Raw genomic sequence first — 18,304 nt, 5'->3', positions numbered from 1 at the left:
AATCATAAACCAACGACAAAATATCATCGGTATAAATCCTCTAAAAAATCTTGCTGCCAAGCTTGTAAGTCATACTCCCAAAGACCTTGCAATAACGTCTGATAGCGAGACTTACGCTCTTTTAAGGGCATTGTTAGAGCGGTTTTTAGACCTTTTACAATGCTCTTTGGATTGTGCGGGTCGATAATAACCGCTGCCTGCATTTGCTCGGCCGCTCCTGCATAATCAGAGAGTAGCAGTACTCCAGGATTGTCTGGATTTTGTGCAGCAATATACTCTTTGGCGACTAGGTTCATGCCGTCTTTGAGCGAATTTACCCAGCCAATATCGCTGTACCAAAACGCTGCCATCAATTCTCCATGACTTAACACGTTTTCACTATAGGTAATCGCCTGCCAATTGTTTGTAGAGCCGAAAGTATCAAGTTTACAGTCTTCTAAATCGTCAATTTTGAAAGCATCTGATTGCACCCCAATCGGTGAAAATTGCTGATTTACCTCATGGACAGTCTGTCTAACATCGTCATAGAGCTGCTGATAAACGGGCAGATCTAGGCGACTAGGACAAGCAATTTGAATCAATTTTAGCTGATTTTGATAGGCGGGATACTGCTGCAAAAACTGGCGGTAGGCCGAAAAACGCTCTAACAATCCTTTGGAATAATCAATCCTATCTACCGCGATTATCTGCTGGACGGCTGTTTTTATATCAGTCTTCTCTGGCATTTGTCTTTTATATTGCGAAGATAAATATGAAGATGAGTTGATGACCTGTTGTTGTATTTTGTCGACATCTATACCGATTGGATAAGCATCAATCATTATATGGTGCGGAGCATCTAAGTCTAGGTTAAGCTCCAACTGCGCACCAGTCGATCGATTGGACTTAGCAAAATTTTGTGCTATATGTGCAGGGTTATTTGTAGACTCTTTGAGCATATTATTAGTTTTTAACATGCTATCGGTTTTTGACATACTATCGGTTAAGTGGCGGGTATTTAAATAGCTGTCCTTTAAATAATGGTTAAAGACCGCCAGACAATTTTCTTTATCTTGCTCAGTTTGTGTACCGAATACATCGTAATGAGCAAGGTGCTTAATCAATTCAGGACTTTGATCAAGCTTTTGCCAAAATGTGAGGGGAGCAAACGGGATGTGCAAAAACAAGCCAATACGGTTATTTAAGCCCAGCTGCCTACAATAATATGCCACACTTAAAAAGTGGTAATCATGTACCCAAATGACATCGTCGGGTTGAATAATCTTTTTTAATTGTTTGGCAAAAAGCTGGTTGACCGCTTGATAGCCTGCATAATCTTCTGGCGCTTGGCTAATCAGATGGGCTTGCTCATGCAACAGCAACCACAATACATTGTTAGCAAATCCGCAATAAAAATGCTGATATTGTTTAGAGGTGAGGGCAGTGGTCATATAAGTAATGTTCTTATTTGCCACTTGAACATCGGCATCGGTTGCAGTCGCTTGTCCATCACAGTTAAACTCATTGTCAACGCTGTCATCACAAGTGTCCACAATATCACCATTCCAGCCCATCCAAATGCCTGAGTTTCCTATTAGCATGTCATGCAGGGCGACGGCAAGTCCGCCTGCCATTGGGTTATTATCAGGCATTTTTACCCGATTGGATAAAACGATTAAGCGGCTCATATAAGACATCTCGTTGTTTTTTTAGTAATAAAGGCATTGGGAGCGGATGATTCAGATAAAAGATTGGCTCTGCTTTGACAAAAGTCTAAAAAGCTACGCAGTAAAACCGTTACCTCAGCAATGTCATGTATGTAGTAATGAGCACAAGTGGCTTCACTACCTACTTTAATGCCCATGCCTTTTATAGGCTGATCAAGATGAGTCAAAGATGTATTTTCGCTTAGGGCGTCTTCTTGTTGTATGGCTCTAAATCCCGCCTCATCAGTGATATCATCACCGATAAAGATAGGACAAAGCTTATGATCAGTTTGCATCTTTTTTAATAAGGTCAAAATAGCTGCGCCTTTATCCGCCCCTTTTGGTACCGCTTCCCAGACATATTTGCCTTGTTTCAATGTCCAATTAACACGATTTTTTACCGTTTTTGCCATAATGGCATACGCGGTGTCAGTTAAGTCAGGGTTTTGGCGATAGTGCAGAGCGACGGAGTAAGGCTTATCTTCTATAGTAAAGTCATCATAAGGTTTGCAAGATTGGATAATGGCCAGTTTGATGGCACTAAGTTCAGTGTTATCACATTGCAAAGTATCTGTATTATCGTAGCTTGTACCTTGAGCTTCATTACGATCAAATTCTATTTCGAGACCATGAGTGGCTGCAATCGGTACTTGTATAGGAGATAGCATTTGCTTTGCTTCAGCCAAGCTACGTCCCGTCACAACACCTATGTCAACGCCGCAACTTTGTATGTCTTTTATGAGGGACAAGGTTGTATCAGGAATGCTGCTGTCTTTTGGATCAAGCGTAAAATCAGCAAGCGTGCCATCGATATCTAAAAACAAGCAATAATCCTGCTGAATAGTCAGATAATCAGCAAAATCTCTTGGTTCGATATACACCGGTGGTATATTTAAACGAGGGTTTTTTGCTAAAGTCACACTTTTCCCCTTTTAGTTAATAAGTCATCATATTATATCGTTGTAATTTGACTTTACTTAATTTTGATACAAAATAGGCTTTTATCTCTAAAAGTGAATATATCTTTAAGTATCTGTTTATAAAATAATAATCGATGAAGTCTGGTGATAAGTCTGCCACAAACCGACTCACACTGCGACACAGCGAATGTGTCATTTAGTATGAATTTTTTTAGTGTAAAACTTTTAATGTATCAAACAATGTGGTTGATGATAAGATAATAGACTTCATCTTTAAGCTCATTCATCCAGATCCAATTGCGAAAAATATTTATGACTTCCTCACTTCATCGCCTGTACTCTTTTCGTCGCTGTCCTTATGCCATGCGTGCTAGGCTTGGTATCTTATTTGCTGAGTTGCAAGTGGAGCTGCGAGAGATAATATTAAAAAATAAACCGCCACAGATGCTAGCGATTAGCCCAAAGGGAACTGTGCCTGTTTTACAGCTTACAGATGGTGAAGTTATTGAAGAGAGTCGAGAGATCATGATATGGGCGCTTAAGCAAGACGATCAGCAAGGGCTACTTGATACAGAAGTTATTCACCAAGCAAATGCGTTGATTAACAAAAATGATAATGAATTTAAACATTGGCTGGATCGTTATAAGTATGCTGATCGTCACCCTGAGATGACCCAAGAAGCGTATCGACAACGGGGTGAGGCGTTTTTGCATGTTTTAGAAGAACTGCTAACCAAGCATACTTATCTTTTAGGGGAGAGCATAACCATTGCTGATATTGGGATTATGCCTTTTGTTCGTCAATTCGCTCATGTGGATCGCGAGGTTTTTTATAGTCTGCCTTATCCAAACCTGCAGCGCTGGCTACAGCATTGGTTGGCGCACCCAGTATTCATACAAGCGATGACGAAGTATCAGCTTTGGCAGGAAGGAGATGAAATGGTGGTTTTTCCATGACCAGTAATGTTCCTTCTTAAAGGCAAGCACTAGCGTTATGAAAGAACATTTATACAAAACTATTGATATAATGCACATTGTTACGAAATAAAGAAATCAAATTATGGAACAAAGACAAGACGCTGTAGAACACAAACCCGTATTTATGCCTAGAGTCAACAGTGACAATCTGGTAAAAACAGATATGGTTAGGTTTGAGCGGCATGTGGGATTTGCCAGTCGGCAAAAGAAAAAATCCATCAACGATATGCATCAAGTCATTCGTAAAAAATATGGATTCAACCACGTCTTAGAGCTATCTAGTAAGTCTGGCAATAAGCTAAGTTTTTTGCTCAGTCCACTTAGCTTAAAGCTCACTGACGAGCACAATGGCGCGCAGCATAATGTCGAAAACATCTTTCAGGCGAGCAAGGTGTTTGAACATGGTGGTCCCTATAGTGACTTGCTGACAGTGCCACCAAGACAGGCCAAAAAAGACGAGCGCTTGCAATCGTCTGGTGAGCTCATTGGTTACAATGATTTTGGTATGGAGTGGAATCTAGAGCCGCTAACTGCGTTTTATGATTGGCTGTATGTTAACGCACTAAAGCAGAACACTCAGCTCCACGAAGAGGTCATGCAATATCAAGCCTTTACAGACCTTGAATTTAATCCCAAAAAGTCTATTCATTGTCCGGCTTATTCGCTGGCGATGTTTGTAGCACTCAATAAACGCGATTTACTTGATAACGTTGAAGACCCAGGAACGTTTTATGACTTACATACTGAGTTTAAATTGAGTAATACAGCCCATCTGTTAGAAGAAGGGTGGTTTTGAATAGTTCGACTAGAGATTGGCTTCGTTTGTCCGTCGCACATCTTTCAATTCGTATAGGTTTTTTGCACTTTTGGCATCATTAGAAGCTGTTTGACACAACTTCGATTTGTACGATTATGCACATATTTCTAGATTTTGTTCTCTCCTTTAAAATGGGTACTGAATTTCCTATATAATGTGAGCCACCTCGCTGATGATAATCCACTCAATTTAGTCTTTTTCTTAGCAAAAAAGGCTTTTTATTAGGTAAAAATGGCACTTTATGTTTAACACTTCCTCGACTCGTTTAAATAAATACATCAGCGAAAGCGGTATTTGCTCCAGGCGAGACGCTGACCGCTTTATCGAACAAGGTAATGTCTACGTCAATGGTAAGCGTGCTCAAGTAGGCGATCAGGTGGTTGCTGGAGATACGGTAAAAGTCAACGGACAGCTCATTGAGCCGCGAGAGGCCGATGATTTTGTTTTTATTGTATTGAATAAGCCAGTGGGTATTGTAAGCACCACTGAAAGCTCCGAGAAAAATAACATTGTCGATTTTGTCAGACATGGAGTACGTATTTTTCCAATTGGTCGTTTGGACAAAGATTCTCAAGGTTTAATATTTTTGACCAACAATGGCGACCTAGTGAACAAGGTCTTACGTGCTGGTAATAATCATGAAAAAGAGTATTTGGTGACGGTTAATAAACCGATCACCGATAGTTTTATCGAGGGTTTGGCAGGCGGCGTGCCTATTTTGGGAACGATGACCAAAAAATGCCCGGTGACTAAGGTGGCACCCACCGTGTTTAACATTACGCTAGTGCAGGGGTTAAACCGTCAAATTCGTCGTATGTGTGAGCATTTTGGTTATGAAGTCGTGAAGCTTGAGCGTACGCGGATTATGAATGTGACTCTTAAGGGTCTTCCAGTTGGAGATTGGCGAGATTTAACCCCAAAAGAGTTGTCTGTTTTACTTAACTCTATAGAAGATTCTTCTTCGCAAGACAAAAATGCGGCTAAGAAATCTCGCAATACATCAAGAAAAAACGCTCGTACTAATAGCTCGTCAAAGTCAAAAGCGTCTTCTAAATCAACAGGCGCGGCAAAAGGGAATGGTAAACATCTTAAAGACGATGCCAGAAAACCAGCAGGTTCTAAAGATAGGCGTCCTTCTGGTCGTGGTAAGAAGACTGGTGGCAATGGCAAGCCTGCAGTAAATGGCAGGCGCCCTGCAAAAGGTCGAGGTTCTAAGCGGTCTTCAAAACGATAGCTCAATGTGTAATGGTCAGATAATAATTTTTGATAAAGTAGCGCCTACAAGTGAGTTTAGCGACCAAGGTAAGTAGTGATATAATTCCCCGATAATGAATATTTTATAAAGGCTTTACATTATGGCTCGTACCGCTAGCGCATTACATATTTTAGTAAAAGATAAAGAGTTGGCGGAGGATATTATCGCCAAGCTTAAAAAAGGTGCGCATTTTGATATGCTTGCCAAAAAACACTCAACCTGCCCGTCAGCTAAAAAGGGCGGTAACTTAGGTGAGTTTAATAAAGGTCAAATGGTGCCAGCATTCGATAAAGTCTGCTTCACTGGCAAACTATTTACCCCACATTTAGTAAAGACAAAGTTTGGCTGGCATGTGGTAAAAGTGCTTTATAGGACGTAAGCGTTAGGCTTTTTTCTTTCGTAATACAGATAATAGGTCATACCTAAAAAGCCAGACAACTAAGCGGTCTGGCCTTTTTTATGGTTAATACTTATCTACCTGCCGAAAACTATGCTCACATATACAGGTACTTCAATCGGATAAAGATAGTTGTAGAATATTGGAAAACTTTAGTAAATAATAAGCTTGAGCAGCGGTATCTGTATTTTATGCTGTTCAAATTGCTTTAAAAGAGGCTGGGTTGATCATCTGAACTATTTGTTTTTTAATACATAAACTTAAAATTATAAGGAGTTGAGGATGGAATATCCGATAACAATCCAACAAGGTGACGACAATACTGCGTATGGCATCATTATCCCAGATATAGCGGGCTGCTATTCAGCTAGTGATGAGTATGGAAATATTTTAAAAAATGCTAAAGAAGCTATTGTGCTTCATATAAGTGGCATGATAGACGATGGCGAACCAATTCCTATGCCTACTGATAGTAATAACTATAAAGATGACCCGGGTTTTGAGGGTATGTCTTGGGCAACGGTCGATGTTCAAATAGATGAGCTTTATTGATAAAACTGAATAGCCATAAATGTATGCAATAGATGAGAATGGAACTCATACTAGTTGATACAGTCATATTGCTATAAGCCACTACTAGACATTAGTAGATTAAATAGATCAGTACTCATAATGTAGATAGCGTTTAGATGAATTGCTTATTTAAATGCTATTTATGCCAGACAAGTTGTGAAAGAGCATTTATACAAGATCATTGATATAATGCACATCGCTATAGAACATGGAATGAGCAGATGCTATTAGAACTAAAAGAAAAAATACATGTCGTAAGCTATGCCGAAGCTCATTTGAGAATGAGCTGTTAACTTCGCCGATTGTGATAAGTACTAGGTATTTTGACAAATCAGAACTGTTAAAAATGTTGTTGGATGTGATTTTTCGGATTGATGATGCACAAGGCTTTGACTATAAGCATGAATAGATATGGATAAAGAGTTTAAATAATATTTGAGCACAATACTGAAAAGAATATCAGTCAGAATTTCCCAAATCTACCTTTAAAATAATTGGTTTGTCGTTCTAATTTCGTATCTCATTATTAAAAATAGGTGTTTTTACACAGCCTAGAAGCCTAACAGAAGCTATCAAGATAAAAACTCTTCCCCAATACTTATGCTAAAAAAAAGGGGGATCTGTAAAATACCTTTTTAGACTTTCAATAAAGAATTTTTTGCTCTACTCAGTTTAGAAATAGGCTACGATCACTCATTTTCTGTTTCATATTTACGTCCTATTTAGTGGTAATGGGCAGCTACCTTTTCAGCATCTGTCATAGTATCGATAGTCTTCCAACTTCCGTCAGGTAGCCGATATAGTTTTGGTCCGCTATTCGGATTAGTATTAATTTGAGTTGTGTTATTATTTGAAGAATATGTGCCTCTTATTCTAGGGTTTGGATTTGGAGAGTGAGTTCTCACTTCAACTTTAGTATGAGGTGCATCTTGTATTTTCCTAAATAGTAAATTGTCATGAAACCAAATAGGCTTCTCAGGATTCATTTTTAGCTTTATGTTTGTTAATCCCTGTCCAGTAAGCCTCATTTTTCCACTGTTAGCAGGTAAAACCCAAAAATTAAAACTTATTGAATTATCTATCGCTAAGTCAACTTCTGCGTCAAATGTATCAACTCTTCGATTTTTCCCTTTTATCATAGTGTCATTTGGTACGCGAGGTGCTCTAGGAGCATTCATAAATTTTGCTCTTGCCATACCTACTGTTGTTCCAAACTCAACTATAGACCTTGCAGCGTTGCTCCTTAGAGCCCAATTTCTGAATCCTTCTTGATCAACAGCATGATCATAGATTAAGCCATTTTCTGGATTAACAACACCTTCTAAATGCCATGAATCCTTTGACACATGGCATGCTGTACATCCCCAACCATTTTTTATCCAATTTTTGACAATTTGTTGATCATCTCCTAAACTATTATAAAGTCCTCGCGCGTTCGGACTCATGCCTCCTCTAGCTCCTGCCAAAGCATCTACAGTATCGTTAAACCAGTCTGGCCCGCTAATCACTTTACCCCAAAATGATCTTTCGCCCTGACTAGTATTGCCATTGAAAACTTTTTCTTTTCTATCTGTGCCAAGCGGGTCAGAAAAGTCTAGAGGACTACTACTAACATATAAATACAGGTTGGTATCATCAACCATTCCTTCTGGATCACGCTGCACAAATCGACCAACCTTAGGGTTATACTGCCGCGCCCGATAGTCATAAGTTTCAAGCTCAATGTCAAACCTCCTTGCCGTGTAACGCCAAGGGTTATAAATGTCATTAACCGGTAATTCAATTAACTCGCCAAAGGCCGTATAGCGATAACCTCCAAATGAATCACCGTTAGCATCAGTTAGCAGACGAATCGACCCTGCTAAGTCCGCATGATACCAATGCTCAGCACCTTCAGCTGCAATATGTAGAGGGCTATCTATACCATTATCATAAATATATTGTGCAAAGAGGTTGCCATCTCGATACTCAGTAATAACGTCATCTCCATCAGAAACTAACTGGGTAACATGACCACCGAGTTGCTCAAGAATACGCCGCCCAAGCGCATCGTGCCAGAAGACAGCAATTTCATTAATACATTCTTTATCTGCACATACTTGCACTAGTCTGTTGAGCGAATCGTAAGTAGAGAAACGCTGTTGGTCATCCTTAAGGTTGCCGTTGTCATCATAGGTGTAGCTTGTGTTACCGCGAGACGTGTATTGATCCAATTGATTGGGATTATAATTGATGATATTGCCATCAGACGTTCTTTCGATATCGCGATTACCGACTAGATCATAATCATAGGTTTTCGGTACTTGAGGCAGCTCTAACGCACCTATCAAAATTGTGATAGCGGATTGGCGATTGGGTAGCGGGTTTGCTAGTTCCGTATTTGATATTCCAAAATTAGAGAAGTCAAAGGATTCAGCCGTATCTGGCTTAAATTCATGCGCGAGTCGGTAAATTGAATCATAAGCAAAGCGTTCCGTACGGAGGCCAGCTGTCAGCACATCATTTCGTATACGTACATTATTAGCGGCATCGTAAAGGTATTGGATTATTAAATGCGTTGCATTCGGTCCACTGTGAGCTATCTCAATCAAGCGCCCACCACCATCATGTCGATAGCTTGTGCTGGCACCGTTAGCAAAAACACATTGATCAGGTTGTAGACCCGCGTAAATCATTTGAGCGATTGGACGACTATCAATCGATGCTGAGTCGCCAGGATAATTAATCCCATTTGCGATGTTTTGTGTGTTTGTCCTTCTGTTTAAGTCATCCCGATCTATGTGTAGACTGCGCCCACTAGGGTAAGTCAAATCTGTAAGAGCACCGACATCATTGAACTTTCTAGTGGTGGTGAAAGGAGTTTTAAGCGGGGCTTCATTTACAATATATGTAATAGTCTCTTGCAATTGCCAGCTCAGTGAATTATATCGGAAAGAACAAATAGCAAAATCATTCTCGGCCATTATTAGGCGATCAAGACCATCATACTCATAGCGTTCAAAAGTTGCTCCAGCAACTACGAGATTAGTAGATAAATTAATTGTATTTACATCTATGCGTATCGTACGGTTTAACGCATCAAGTGTAAAAAAGCGCTGTAAGCCATTATTGTCCTGCGTACGAATTACATTACTATTTTTATCGTAGTCAGTCAGCATCTTACTGTCATTCGGGTAAATGATGGCCCGACGGCGATCGAGCGCATCATACTCATATCTGGTTTTACGACCTAGTGCATCAATTACTGATATCAAGTTATTGTTAAGATCATATTCTTGTTTCGTCATCACTGGTATTGCTGCTGGTGTGACTGGTCCTATACCAGTATCGGTTAGAAAATTAGTGGATTTAATGAGCCGGTTAAATATATCAAAAGTTAGTCTTTGTTCATTTTCCAAGGGGTCGACTTGGCGTACTATATTGCTTCGACTGTCATAAAAAAGTAGAGTAACATTGCCCAAGCTGTCAGTTTGACTTGTCACACGATCAAGTTCATCGAATGTTGAACTGCTTGCAAAAAATCGTTTACTAATTTCTTTGTCGTCTTCTGCAAGCACACTACCAATCTGATCTGTGCGAATGACATTATTATGCTCATCATATTGAGTGAGAGTTTGATTGCCTAGTGAGTCGGTAACAAGAGTAGGGCGATCGAGGTTATCATATGCAAAATGCACTTCACGCCCAAGCGGATCAACAGTTTTTACAACTCTGCTATTAGCGTCATATACTGTTTTAGTTTCGACTAAACCAGCTGGATTGGGTGAATCTAACATTATGGTATCAAGCTGACTTAATAAAAATGGGCCTAATGGTTCTTCAAAGCGATCTACGCCATTACAGATGGCACGATTGAGCTCATCGTATTCGGTCTCACTACGAGATAATAAAAAGTAACCGTTGAGTCGTTTTTCGAAGACTCGTATGCAGGTAACATTACTGGCTTTGTCGTAGTCAGTTCGTGTGATGTGACCCAAAGCATCTACTGTGGCGATAGCACGGCCAAATACATCAAATTCGAATGTCGTTGGGTTACCAAGAGCATCAAATGAGCGATGCACTCGTCCATCAACGTCATATTCTATCCGTGTTGTGGCTGCATCTTCCGATCCTACTCCAGTCGTTTGAGAGGCTGGTAAATATCGTTCGTTATAGCAAGTACGGACTTGATTACCCTTAGGTGAAATGGTCAGGATTCGTTGACCAGCACTGTCATAAAGATGCTTGGTGACTAGATGTGTGTCTAAATCAATACCTCCTGTTGTGGTCTTAACTAAGTTAAACTCTTCATCATAACAAAAGGTAGCGACGCTTGACCCACCTAGTTCTGCTTGCCCGAACTCATCTCTTAAATCTGTATCTATTCTTTCTAGCTTACCGGTTCGATCATAAAACTTTTGGGCTTTGAAATTGAATGGAGCTGGAGATGTTGTTTCGATAACTTGGTCGAGCTCGTTATATGAAGTGTGAGTCACAAATCGTCCGTCAGCTGCAGCTACTGATTTTGGTGCATGAACAGCAGTTATACGACCAAGCTCATCTATCTCATTACGCACCGTAATCTCAAAACCGCCGACATCGACAACAATTTGCCGCAAATGTCCAAAAGATAATTCGTTTTGATCTTCAAAAAAGCTCCATTGTGTAACTACACCAACTGGATTTATTGAGCGTAGCAATCGGCCTTTTGGATCGTAATCGGTAAATAGTTCAACAACGATTGGTTGTGGTTGATCATCGGGCAAGTGTGGCTGAGGGTATTCGATTTTTGAAAGAAGTTTGGTGATTCCCGTGTTGGTGTTTCCCATATACCTATAATGGGTAAGCGTATCGTCATACGATTGAAGTTCGTTTGCATCAGGGTCAGCACTTTCGGTATATCGGGGGTCAGAAATAGTGAGTAGCTGACCAAATTCATCTTCATAAGTCATTTTGACAATGATATCTTGGCTTCGATCTATAGTTGTAGGGAAGTGACCATCAAGGATGTCAGGGAAATTTCCCCATATACCTTGTGTTAGAGTAAAGCTATTAAAATTTGCATAGCCACCACGTCGAGTGATGGTAAGGATTTTTCCGAAGGCTTGGCGCTCTCTCCAAGTCAATGGGTCTGTCGGGATATCTCCATTTGCCGTCAACGGATGATGACGAGTAAAATAATCTCGTCCGAATAGATATTGGGTCAAAACACCTTCAGGACTCAGTGATGAAACGACATTGCCATCTCGATCATAACGGTACTGTTCGACTAGTTTTCGTAGTAGACCATTCTCAATGACACACTGTTCTCGCTGCAATAAATTTCCAAACTTATTATATACGTGACATATAGATTGGCCGTTTCTTTCAATCAGGGTGGTTTTATTGGTTGGTCGCTGTTCTTCTGGATAAACAACATCAAAAGCTTGATCGATGATCTCATACGTAAATTGATATTGACCGCCGCCTTGACGTTGCCGAGTGACACGGTTGTAATTCTGTAGCTCAGGAGAACTACCGTATTCTGTTTCAAGATATATTTGTCCTGTTGCATCAATTATTCGGGTTAAGTTATGTTGCAAATCTCCAGTTTGGAATGTGGAGCTATATTCATAGCAAACTGTTAGGCCGCATTTGTAACGGTCTGTTGAAGGTGAAGTAACTGCAATCAAGTCGCCGATAGAGTCGTAAGTATAATACCATTGTCGATTGGTATAATCACTGATAGAGCAAATACGGTTTTGCGTGTCGTAAGTAAATTGAACATATCTTCCCGAATGGTTTATTTCAATATCTTTTAATTGGTCGGTAGCGGGATCATAACTGAGCGTTAAATGATTTTTAAAACGGTCTTCTACTTTTGCCAATCGGTGTAAAAAACTGTGTTTTGGATCAACTTCAAATACCTGCCGATCACCATTGGGCTGACGAAGTACATAGGAGCCGTTTTTTGCAAAGAAAATGCCATGGCTTCCATCCGGTGGCATCCAGTAATCAAATTCATTACTTATTGTCTCGCCGAAACGGGGATGTTTTATATACGTTTCTTCACGAAAATCACCTGTAGATAGGAAAATAGAGGATGAGCCTTCCCTTAGCCAAACGTGAAAGCTGTGTGTCCAGTTATAACCAAGCGGCCCATTGAATATGGTCTGATTTCTATAGCGGCGGCTAAAAACAAAATCAATACCCGCGCCATTGATACGTATGTCATCTACATTGTGAATGAACTGACCTTTATACATCATGACTGGATCAGCACCGACATCGGCCAAGTTATCCTTATGTTTGTCTGCGCGAACAGGCTGTTTTTTTTCTGTGATTGGAATCAGCTTTTCTAATATTTCAATTTCCAATACAGGATTGCTCGACTGACTCATCTCACCTGCAATGAAGTTCGCGACATCAACAGGATCTTTTCCTTCTTGCTGAGCCGCAGCAAGCTCTTCTGCTAAGGCTGGAAAACACTCTAATATCGCATTGATATAGCGAGTCTGATAGTCTTCATTTTCATTATTAGGTTGGATATTAAGCTCATACAGCTCAGAACAGTTAGGGGTATTCACAATCTAGTACTCCTTACTATTTAGCCTGCCGCTTTTATCATCGGGTATAGATATACCCAAAAGTAAGCGTCTCGCGTTTGATGCTTCTTCTACACCTAGGCCTGTTTTTCGACAGAATCGCGCCAAGTCGATGGATAAAGCCTGTTCAACTGTTAGGCTAGCTCCTAAAGTCTTTATTAATCTTTCCGGTAGTCCCTTAATCTTAGATATAGGAGTTTCTAAATATTCCTTTGGCAAAATGTCTTTAATCTGATTTTTAAAATAGTCACTTTCTAAAAACCCTACTTTGTCATCTAACGAATGACGGCTTATACTATTGTGACTTCTTGTTAGTGCGGACTGTACTTTTGAGAGAAATTCTTTTGCAAGTGGTGCTCTGTTTTGACGAATTGCACTTTTAGTCATTAATGCTTTATTAATTCTAATTTTTGGCTCATCGACTATGAATTCAATAATATCAAGGTCTTCTTCCCGTTCAGGTGGAGGGGTACGAGGTGGTGGAATAATCTCTATACATTTTCCTGATTTGAAACAAGTACAAAGTTTACGACTAGTGATAAATAAGCTTCCTATATCTGCATGAGACTCTGCGTGACTGGTTTTTGGAAGCTCTGATCTAAGAAAAACCCTGAAAGTTCCTTGGAATTTAGACGTTGTACCATCAATTGATAAAGCATCAACAATTGCTTCTATAGCCTGCCCACCACAAAGAACTCCTGAAACAATAAGTGATCCGTTAGTCACTCCATAGTTTAATGTTGGGCTTCCCAGTCCGGCATTCGAACCAAGGAAAGACACACCAGGATGACCATCATCCCAACCTATCTCAGGTGATTCAGTCGCTAATCTTTTTCTTTCTAGCCGTTGATCCACGACGTAGCCTACTGGCATATCCCAATGTTCTTCAATGTTGACACATTGAGCCGCCTTATCATTAAATGGTATGGAACTTAGTACTTCGCCTTTCGCTTTATAAAATTTGGTTTTAAAGTCTAAATGTGTTTCATCATACTCTTCAGGTGCCTCATTAATTACAGTATTTTCTGGATAGTTTCCTGTTTCTAGAGATGTCTCGATGCAAAGCCCTTCTATTTCTTTTGGCCTAGAAACTATCAAGAAGTAATCTTGCATTCCTTCAATTGCTCTAAGACCTTGAACAAAGGTTCTATAATCTGTAGGCTGGAGTACATGAGGGCGTGCTAAACTAAGGAATACAGCTCGATTTGTACCAGAATGGTAACCAGTTAAAAGATTATACATTTGGCTTAACTGTGTAGTGGTTCCTTGTGTTTCGCGTCTCTCACGAGAGGCGTCAGTCTGTACGCTCCACTGATCTTGATCCGTTTCTTTATTCGTTTGTTGGGTTTTAACAGAGGCATTCACACCAATAGGAAATTCTGGAATGGGTATAATGGCCTTTAACCCAGCCTCAAAGCTAACACTGTTTTCAGTACTCTCAGTATGAGTGAGCGCTTTAGTTGTAGATAATTCCGATCTTGATCCTGTAAGAACTTCACCAGCTTCAGTTGCGGCTTGATATAAATCTCTGCGTTTAGGTTCAAAATCGATTATATGAGGGAAGTTCTCTAAATCAGTCGCCTCTTCTTTTCCTAATACAAAATAGGCGAATTCGAGAAGTGAGGATTTACCTCCAGATGTAGCAATTATTACTTTTTGAATACCTTCTGCTTCGATGATCAGTTTATGAACTTGATTAGGTTCCAACTCTGATAATTTTGTACCAACCAAGCCATTTGTAGAAAATGCTTCCATCTTTACAACTGTACTTTCTAAATAAATGATTTTAGCTTCTACAGCCGCTATTCCCGATGTATCCGGAATTTCTATAACCATCTCTTTTTTTAGGTCAAGTTCAGCATCTGTGTTGTTAGCCAAACTTATAAGATTAACGAGGTCATTAGATGGTTGACCAGAAGTAAAGCTTACCCCGCTTTCTTCGTATGGGTCTTCTAGCTTGGTTCCCACTTTCACTAGGGGAGCATCGATTGGTGCGCCTTGTTCTCGTAGTTTAGAAAAATCTATTCTATTACGCTCTAATAGAGCTTTGTTAGAACTCGGGAAGACCGCAACGTTAAGCATAACTCCATAACAAGCGAAGTAGTCTTGTGCTATTCGATCTATAACACCTCTAAAACCTTCTTCCGGAAAATCAGGAAATTGAACTCCAGTTGGACCGACAATAAGGTCTAACAAACCTATTTCTTCTTTGGTTGGCTGATAGCCTGTTATAGAAGTAGTAACCTTAATATAAGTGATTTGATCTCCACATAGCTCTTCAGGTAACTCTTCAGGCTTAGGTTCATAAACTGATATCGCCATTGAAGAGCGCCAAGGAAATGGAAATCGTTTGTTGCAGAATTTTTCATCCATCATATCTGGACTGACTGCAATTTGTCTCCAAGGAATACTCTTAGGTAAATTAAAATATTGTCCTGACATACATTTCTCCTTTGAAGTTTTGCAACTACCAAAACTTTTTACGTTTATCAAATAGGGTGGTACGGAAGCCTAAATGATGTATAAACTAGAGAGTACTCAATATTTAATGATAATAATTTTCATTATCAATTATATTATATGCAGAGTATTGAATGTAATGAAATGTCTATTTTGTATCCATCGCTTAGAGTTATTAGCGAAGATTAAAAACTAATTTAATTGAGAGCGTAATGTACTTGTTGTACAACAGTATGTTCTACGAGAATTCGTGCTACGTCCTGAAAAAATTCTTGATCCTTAATTGTAGAGCTTCTCTAAGTGTGTTCAACTTATTCACATCCTAAAGCCTTTTCAATTATTAGTATAAATTCTAGTAACAGCTTCGCTTCGTTTTTCATACATATATAATTTAGAAAAATGTTCTTTCATACCATTATCATCATCTTTTTGAAAGCATTCGACCTATGGTTACTCAACAACTTGTCATAACTCTTCTAAACAAAAACCACAGTAATACTCAAAAAACAGACAAAAAAAAGCCTCACTGCTCGTATAAAGAGTAGTGAGGCTTTCTTAATATTTGGAGCGGGATAAGAGATTCGAACTCTCGACCCCAACCTTGGCAAGGTTATGCTCTACCACTGAGCTAATCCCGCTAATTCATCGTTTGATTAACTATCATCAGATGATGAAGGCGTATTATACGCGGTTTTTCTAGGCTGTCAACAACCACCATGAAAAAAAGTAAAATTTAATAAAATAGGCATGTCATCGTACCATTGATGTATGATATAACAGTTTTTTATAATAGGTATTCCAAAAGATTTTTGTCGCACAGATAATTTTGAGATACGATTTTATAATTATTTTCAACCGTTTATATTATTACTAGTATTTATGAATATAATTCTTAAGGATAAGAGCTATGAGCCAACAGTATACCATCGCTGACTATTTGTTCGATCGCATCGCTGAAGCAGGTGCGACTGAGATATTTGGCGTACCAGGTGATTTTAACCTAACATTTTTAGACAATGTTATTGATTCTGATAAATTGCGTTGGGTAGGTAATACCAATGAGTTAAATGCAGGTTACGCTGCTGATGGTTACGCACGTGAGCGTGGGTTTGCAGCTATGGTGACGACCTTTGGTGTGGGCGAGCTATCAGCGATCAACGCTACCGCAGGCTCTTTTGCAGAGTATGCGCCAGTATTGCATGTTGTCGGTGCGCCCAGTACGGCTTTGCAAGATTCTAAGCAACGCATTCACCATACGCTTGGTGATGGGGTATTTAACCACTTTATCAAGATGGTAGAACCAGTAACAGTAGCACGTGCACACCTTACCGCCGAAAACGCAGCTTCAGAGATTGATAGAGTCATTCGTGTGACCCTCAAAAAACACCGTCCAGGCTACTTGCTACTATCACCAGATGTGGCACGTCAGCCTATTTACCCACCATCTACTAAGCTTGTCGATAGTGCAGAGAAAATAACCAGTGAAGCTGCCTTGGCTGATTTCAAAAAAGCATTGAAGGCGTTTTTGCCGAACAAGACCACCACTTTGATGGCGGACTTGATGGTGCATCGTTTAGGACTACAAGACCAGCTCAAAGCTTTGATTGCGGATACCGAGATTCCTTATACGACGCTATCTTGGGGTAAGACTCTATTGGATGAGCAAAGCGATCGCTGGGCTGGCACATATGCAGGCGTAGCATCACGTCCAGTAGTGAAAGATGCAGTAGAAAACTGCGAATGCCTCATTAAAATTGGGGTACAGTATACCGATACGACGACTGCAGGATTTAGCCAAAATATTGACAAAAAAACAGTCGTAGATTTGCATTATGAACGCGCGACCATTAGTGGACAGAACTTTGCTCCTATTGCGTTAGAAGATGCGCTACACGCATTACATGAAGTCATGACATCAGGAATCAATATCGTACCAAAACCCTTTTGTAGAGAAATTAGGCCGCATGAGCAACATGGCACTGATGAAGAAGCCATTCGTCAAGACGACCTATGGCATGTTATTGCAGACCATTTGGATCATAACAATCTAGTGTTTGCCGACCAAGGAACTGCTTACTTTGGTATCAGTGATGTACGTCTACCAGAAGGCGTGACTTGTTATGGTCAGCCAATGTGGGGCTCGATTGGTTATACCTTACCGGCAAGCTTAGGGGCAGCTATCGCATCGCCTGATAAACGTAGTGTATTACTCATTGGCGATGGCTCAGCATTATTGACCATACAAGAAATAGCAACGATGATTCAAGAGCGTATCAACCCTGTCATCATGCTTATCAATAACGACGGCTATACCGTTGAGCGTGCCATTCATGGTGAAAACCAGCATTATAATGATATTCCTAAGTGTAACTGGCACCTGATGCCGCAAGCTTTTGGTGCAGATGAACAAAACAGTCTTGTATTGAAAGCAGAGACAATGAGCCAATTGAAAGCTGCTCTAAAGACAGCCGCAGCAACGACAGATAAAATGGTGTTTTTAGAGGTGATGACGGACAAGCACGATATTCCGCCTTTGTTGGCAGATATTAGTGCAGCGCTGAAGCCAAAGGCAGATTAAGTAGTTGCATATATAGTTATTTATAGCATAAGCATTAAAAAGCCCCGCTCAAAAGTTTAAGCGGGGCTTTTTAATTTT

The 18,304-nt window shown here is 40.0% G+C and carries 10 protein-coding genes and 1 tRNA gene; 6 read left to right on the top strand and 5 right to left on the bottom strand.

Going from position 1 to position 18,304, the window contains the following annotated elements; genetic code table 11:
• Window positions 1-23: 23 nt before the first annotated feature.
• Both ACS8FB_RS02780 and otsB read right to left on the bottom strand, forming a co-directional pair.
• Window positions 24-1,667 carry an alpha,alpha-trehalose-phosphate synthase (UDP-forming) gene (locus tag ACS8FB_RS02780; RefSeq protein ID WP_439260899.1) on the bottom strand — a complete coding sequence of 548 codons (1,644 nt, stop codon included), beginning with the start codon at window positions 1,665-1,667 and terminating at the stop codon, window positions 24-26.
• The gene (gene otsB, locus ACS8FB_RS02775; protein ID WP_439260898.1) at window positions 1,664-2,605 is read right to left on the bottom strand and encodes a trehalose-phosphatase; all 942 of its coding nucleotides are present in this window, start codon (window positions 2,603-2,605) and stop codon (window positions 1,664-1,666) included. Before otsB ends, ACS8FB_RS02780 begins: the two co-directional genes overlap by 4 nt.
• Window positions 2,606-2,917: 312 nt before the next feature.
• Here otsB and ACS8FB_RS02770 point away from each other — a divergent pair, with 312 nt between their 5' ends.
• From ACS8FB_RS02770 to ACS8FB_RS02750, 5 genes are all read left to right on the top strand, one after another.
• Window positions 2,918-3,562 (top strand): glutathione S-transferase, encoded by a 645-nt coding sequence (locus tag ACS8FB_RS02770; RefSeq protein ID WP_439260897.1) that lies wholly within the window; start codon window positions 2,918-2,920, stop codon window positions 3,560-3,562.
• Between the two features lie 103 nt (window positions 3,563-3,665).
• Window positions 3,666-4,379: a DarT1-associated NADAR antitoxin family protein gene (locus tag ACS8FB_RS02765; RefSeq protein WP_439260896.1), complete on the top strand. Its 714-nt coding sequence runs from the start codon at window positions 3,666-3,668 to the stop codon at window positions 4,377-4,379.
• A 262-nt stretch (window positions 4,380-4,641) separates the two neighbouring features.
• On the top strand, window positions 4,642-5,634 hold the full coding sequence (gene rluF / locus ACS8FB_RS02760; protein ID WP_439260895.1) for a 23S rRNA pseudouridine(2604) synthase RluF: 993 nt from the start codon (window positions 4,642-4,644) through the stop codon (window positions 5,632-5,634).
• Window positions 5,635-5,755: 121 nt separating this feature from the next.
• On the top strand, window positions 5,756-6,034 hold the full coding sequence (gene ppiC / locus ACS8FB_RS02755; protein WP_439260894.1) for a peptidylprolyl isomerase PpiC: 279 nt from the start codon (window positions 5,756-5,758) through the stop codon (window positions 6,032-6,034).
• Window positions 6,035-6,334: 300 nt separating this feature from the next.
• Window positions 6,335-6,604, top strand: coding sequence for a type II toxin-antitoxin system HicB family antitoxin (locus ACS8FB_RS02750; protein ID WP_439260893.1), 270 nt, complete (start codon window positions 6,335-6,337; stop codon window positions 6,602-6,604).
• Between the two features lie 743 nt (window positions 6,605-7,347).
• On the opposite strand, the gene ACS8FB_RS02745 is transcribed toward ACS8FB_RS02750, so the two are convergent.
• The 3 genes from ACS8FB_RS02745 to ACS8FB_RS02735 form a co-directional block, all read right to left on the bottom strand.
• Window positions 7,348-13,170 carry an RHS repeat-associated core domain-containing protein gene (locus tag ACS8FB_RS02745; RefSeq protein WP_439260892.1) on the bottom strand — a complete coding sequence of 1,941 codons (5,823 nt, stop codon included), beginning with the start codon at window positions 13,168-13,170 and terminating at the stop codon, window positions 7,348-7,350.
• Between the two features lie 3 nt (window positions 13,171-13,173).
• Entirely contained in the window at window positions 13,174-15,630 is a 2,457-nt protein-coding gene (locus ACS8FB_RS02740) for a hypothetical protein (RefSeq protein ID WP_439260891.1), read from the bottom strand.
• A 581-nt stretch (window positions 15,631-16,211) separates the two neighbouring features.
• A tRNA-Gly gene (locus ACS8FB_RS02735) sits at window positions 16,212-16,286 on the bottom strand.
• Between the two features lie 269 nt (window positions 16,287-16,555).
• On the opposite strand from ACS8FB_RS02735, the gene ACS8FB_RS02730 reads away from it, so the two are divergent.
• A complete protein-coding gene (locus ACS8FB_RS02730) occupies window positions 16,556-18,226 on the top strand; it encodes an alpha-keto acid decarboxylase family protein (protein WP_439260890.1) in 1,671 nt (556 codons plus the stop codon).
• The last annotated feature ends 78 nt before the right edge of the window (window positions 18,227-18,304 follow it).

It is taken from the genome of Psychrobacter sp. 1U1 (assembly GCF_051847535.1).
In the GTDB taxonomy this organism is placed as follows: Bacteria; Pseudomonadota; Gammaproteobacteria; order Pseudomonadales; family Moraxellaceae; genus Psychrobacter; species Psychrobacter saeujeotis.
This window is presented reverse-complemented; position numbering and strand designations above follow the sequence as displayed.

Bases quoted from the DNA above. Each gene is read 5' to 3' on its own strand.
- ACS8FB_RS02750 (WP_439260893.1), top strand. From the start codon at position 6,335: ATGGAATATCCGATAACAATCCAACAAGGTGACGACAATACTGCGTAT.
- rluF (WP_439260895.1), top strand. From the start codon at position 4,642: ATGTTTAACACTTCCTCGACTCGTTTAAATAAATACATCAGCGAAAGC.
- ACS8FB_RS02780 (WP_439260899.1), bottom strand. From the start codon at position 1,667: ATGAGCCGCTTAATCGTTTTATCCAATCGGGTAAAAATGCCTGATAAT.
- ACS8FB_RS02740 (WP_439260891.1), bottom strand. From the start codon at position 15,630: ATGTCAGGACAATATTTTAATTTACCTAAGAGTATTCCTTGGAGACAA.
- ppiC (WP_439260894.1), top strand. From the start codon at position 5,756: ATGGCTCGTACCGCTAGCGCATTACATATTTTAGTAAAAGATAAAGAG.
- ACS8FB_RS02765 (WP_439260896.1), top strand. From the start codon at position 3,666: ATGGAACAAAGACAAGACGCTGTAGAACACAAACCCGTATTTATGCCT.
- ACS8FB_RS02730 (WP_439260890.1), top strand. From the start codon at position 16,556: ATGAGCCAACAGTATACCATCGCTGACTATTTGTTCGATCGCATCGCT.
- ACS8FB_RS02770 (WP_439260897.1), top strand. From the start codon at position 2,918: ATGACTTCCTCACTTCATCGCCTGTACTCTTTTCGTCGCTGTCCTTAT.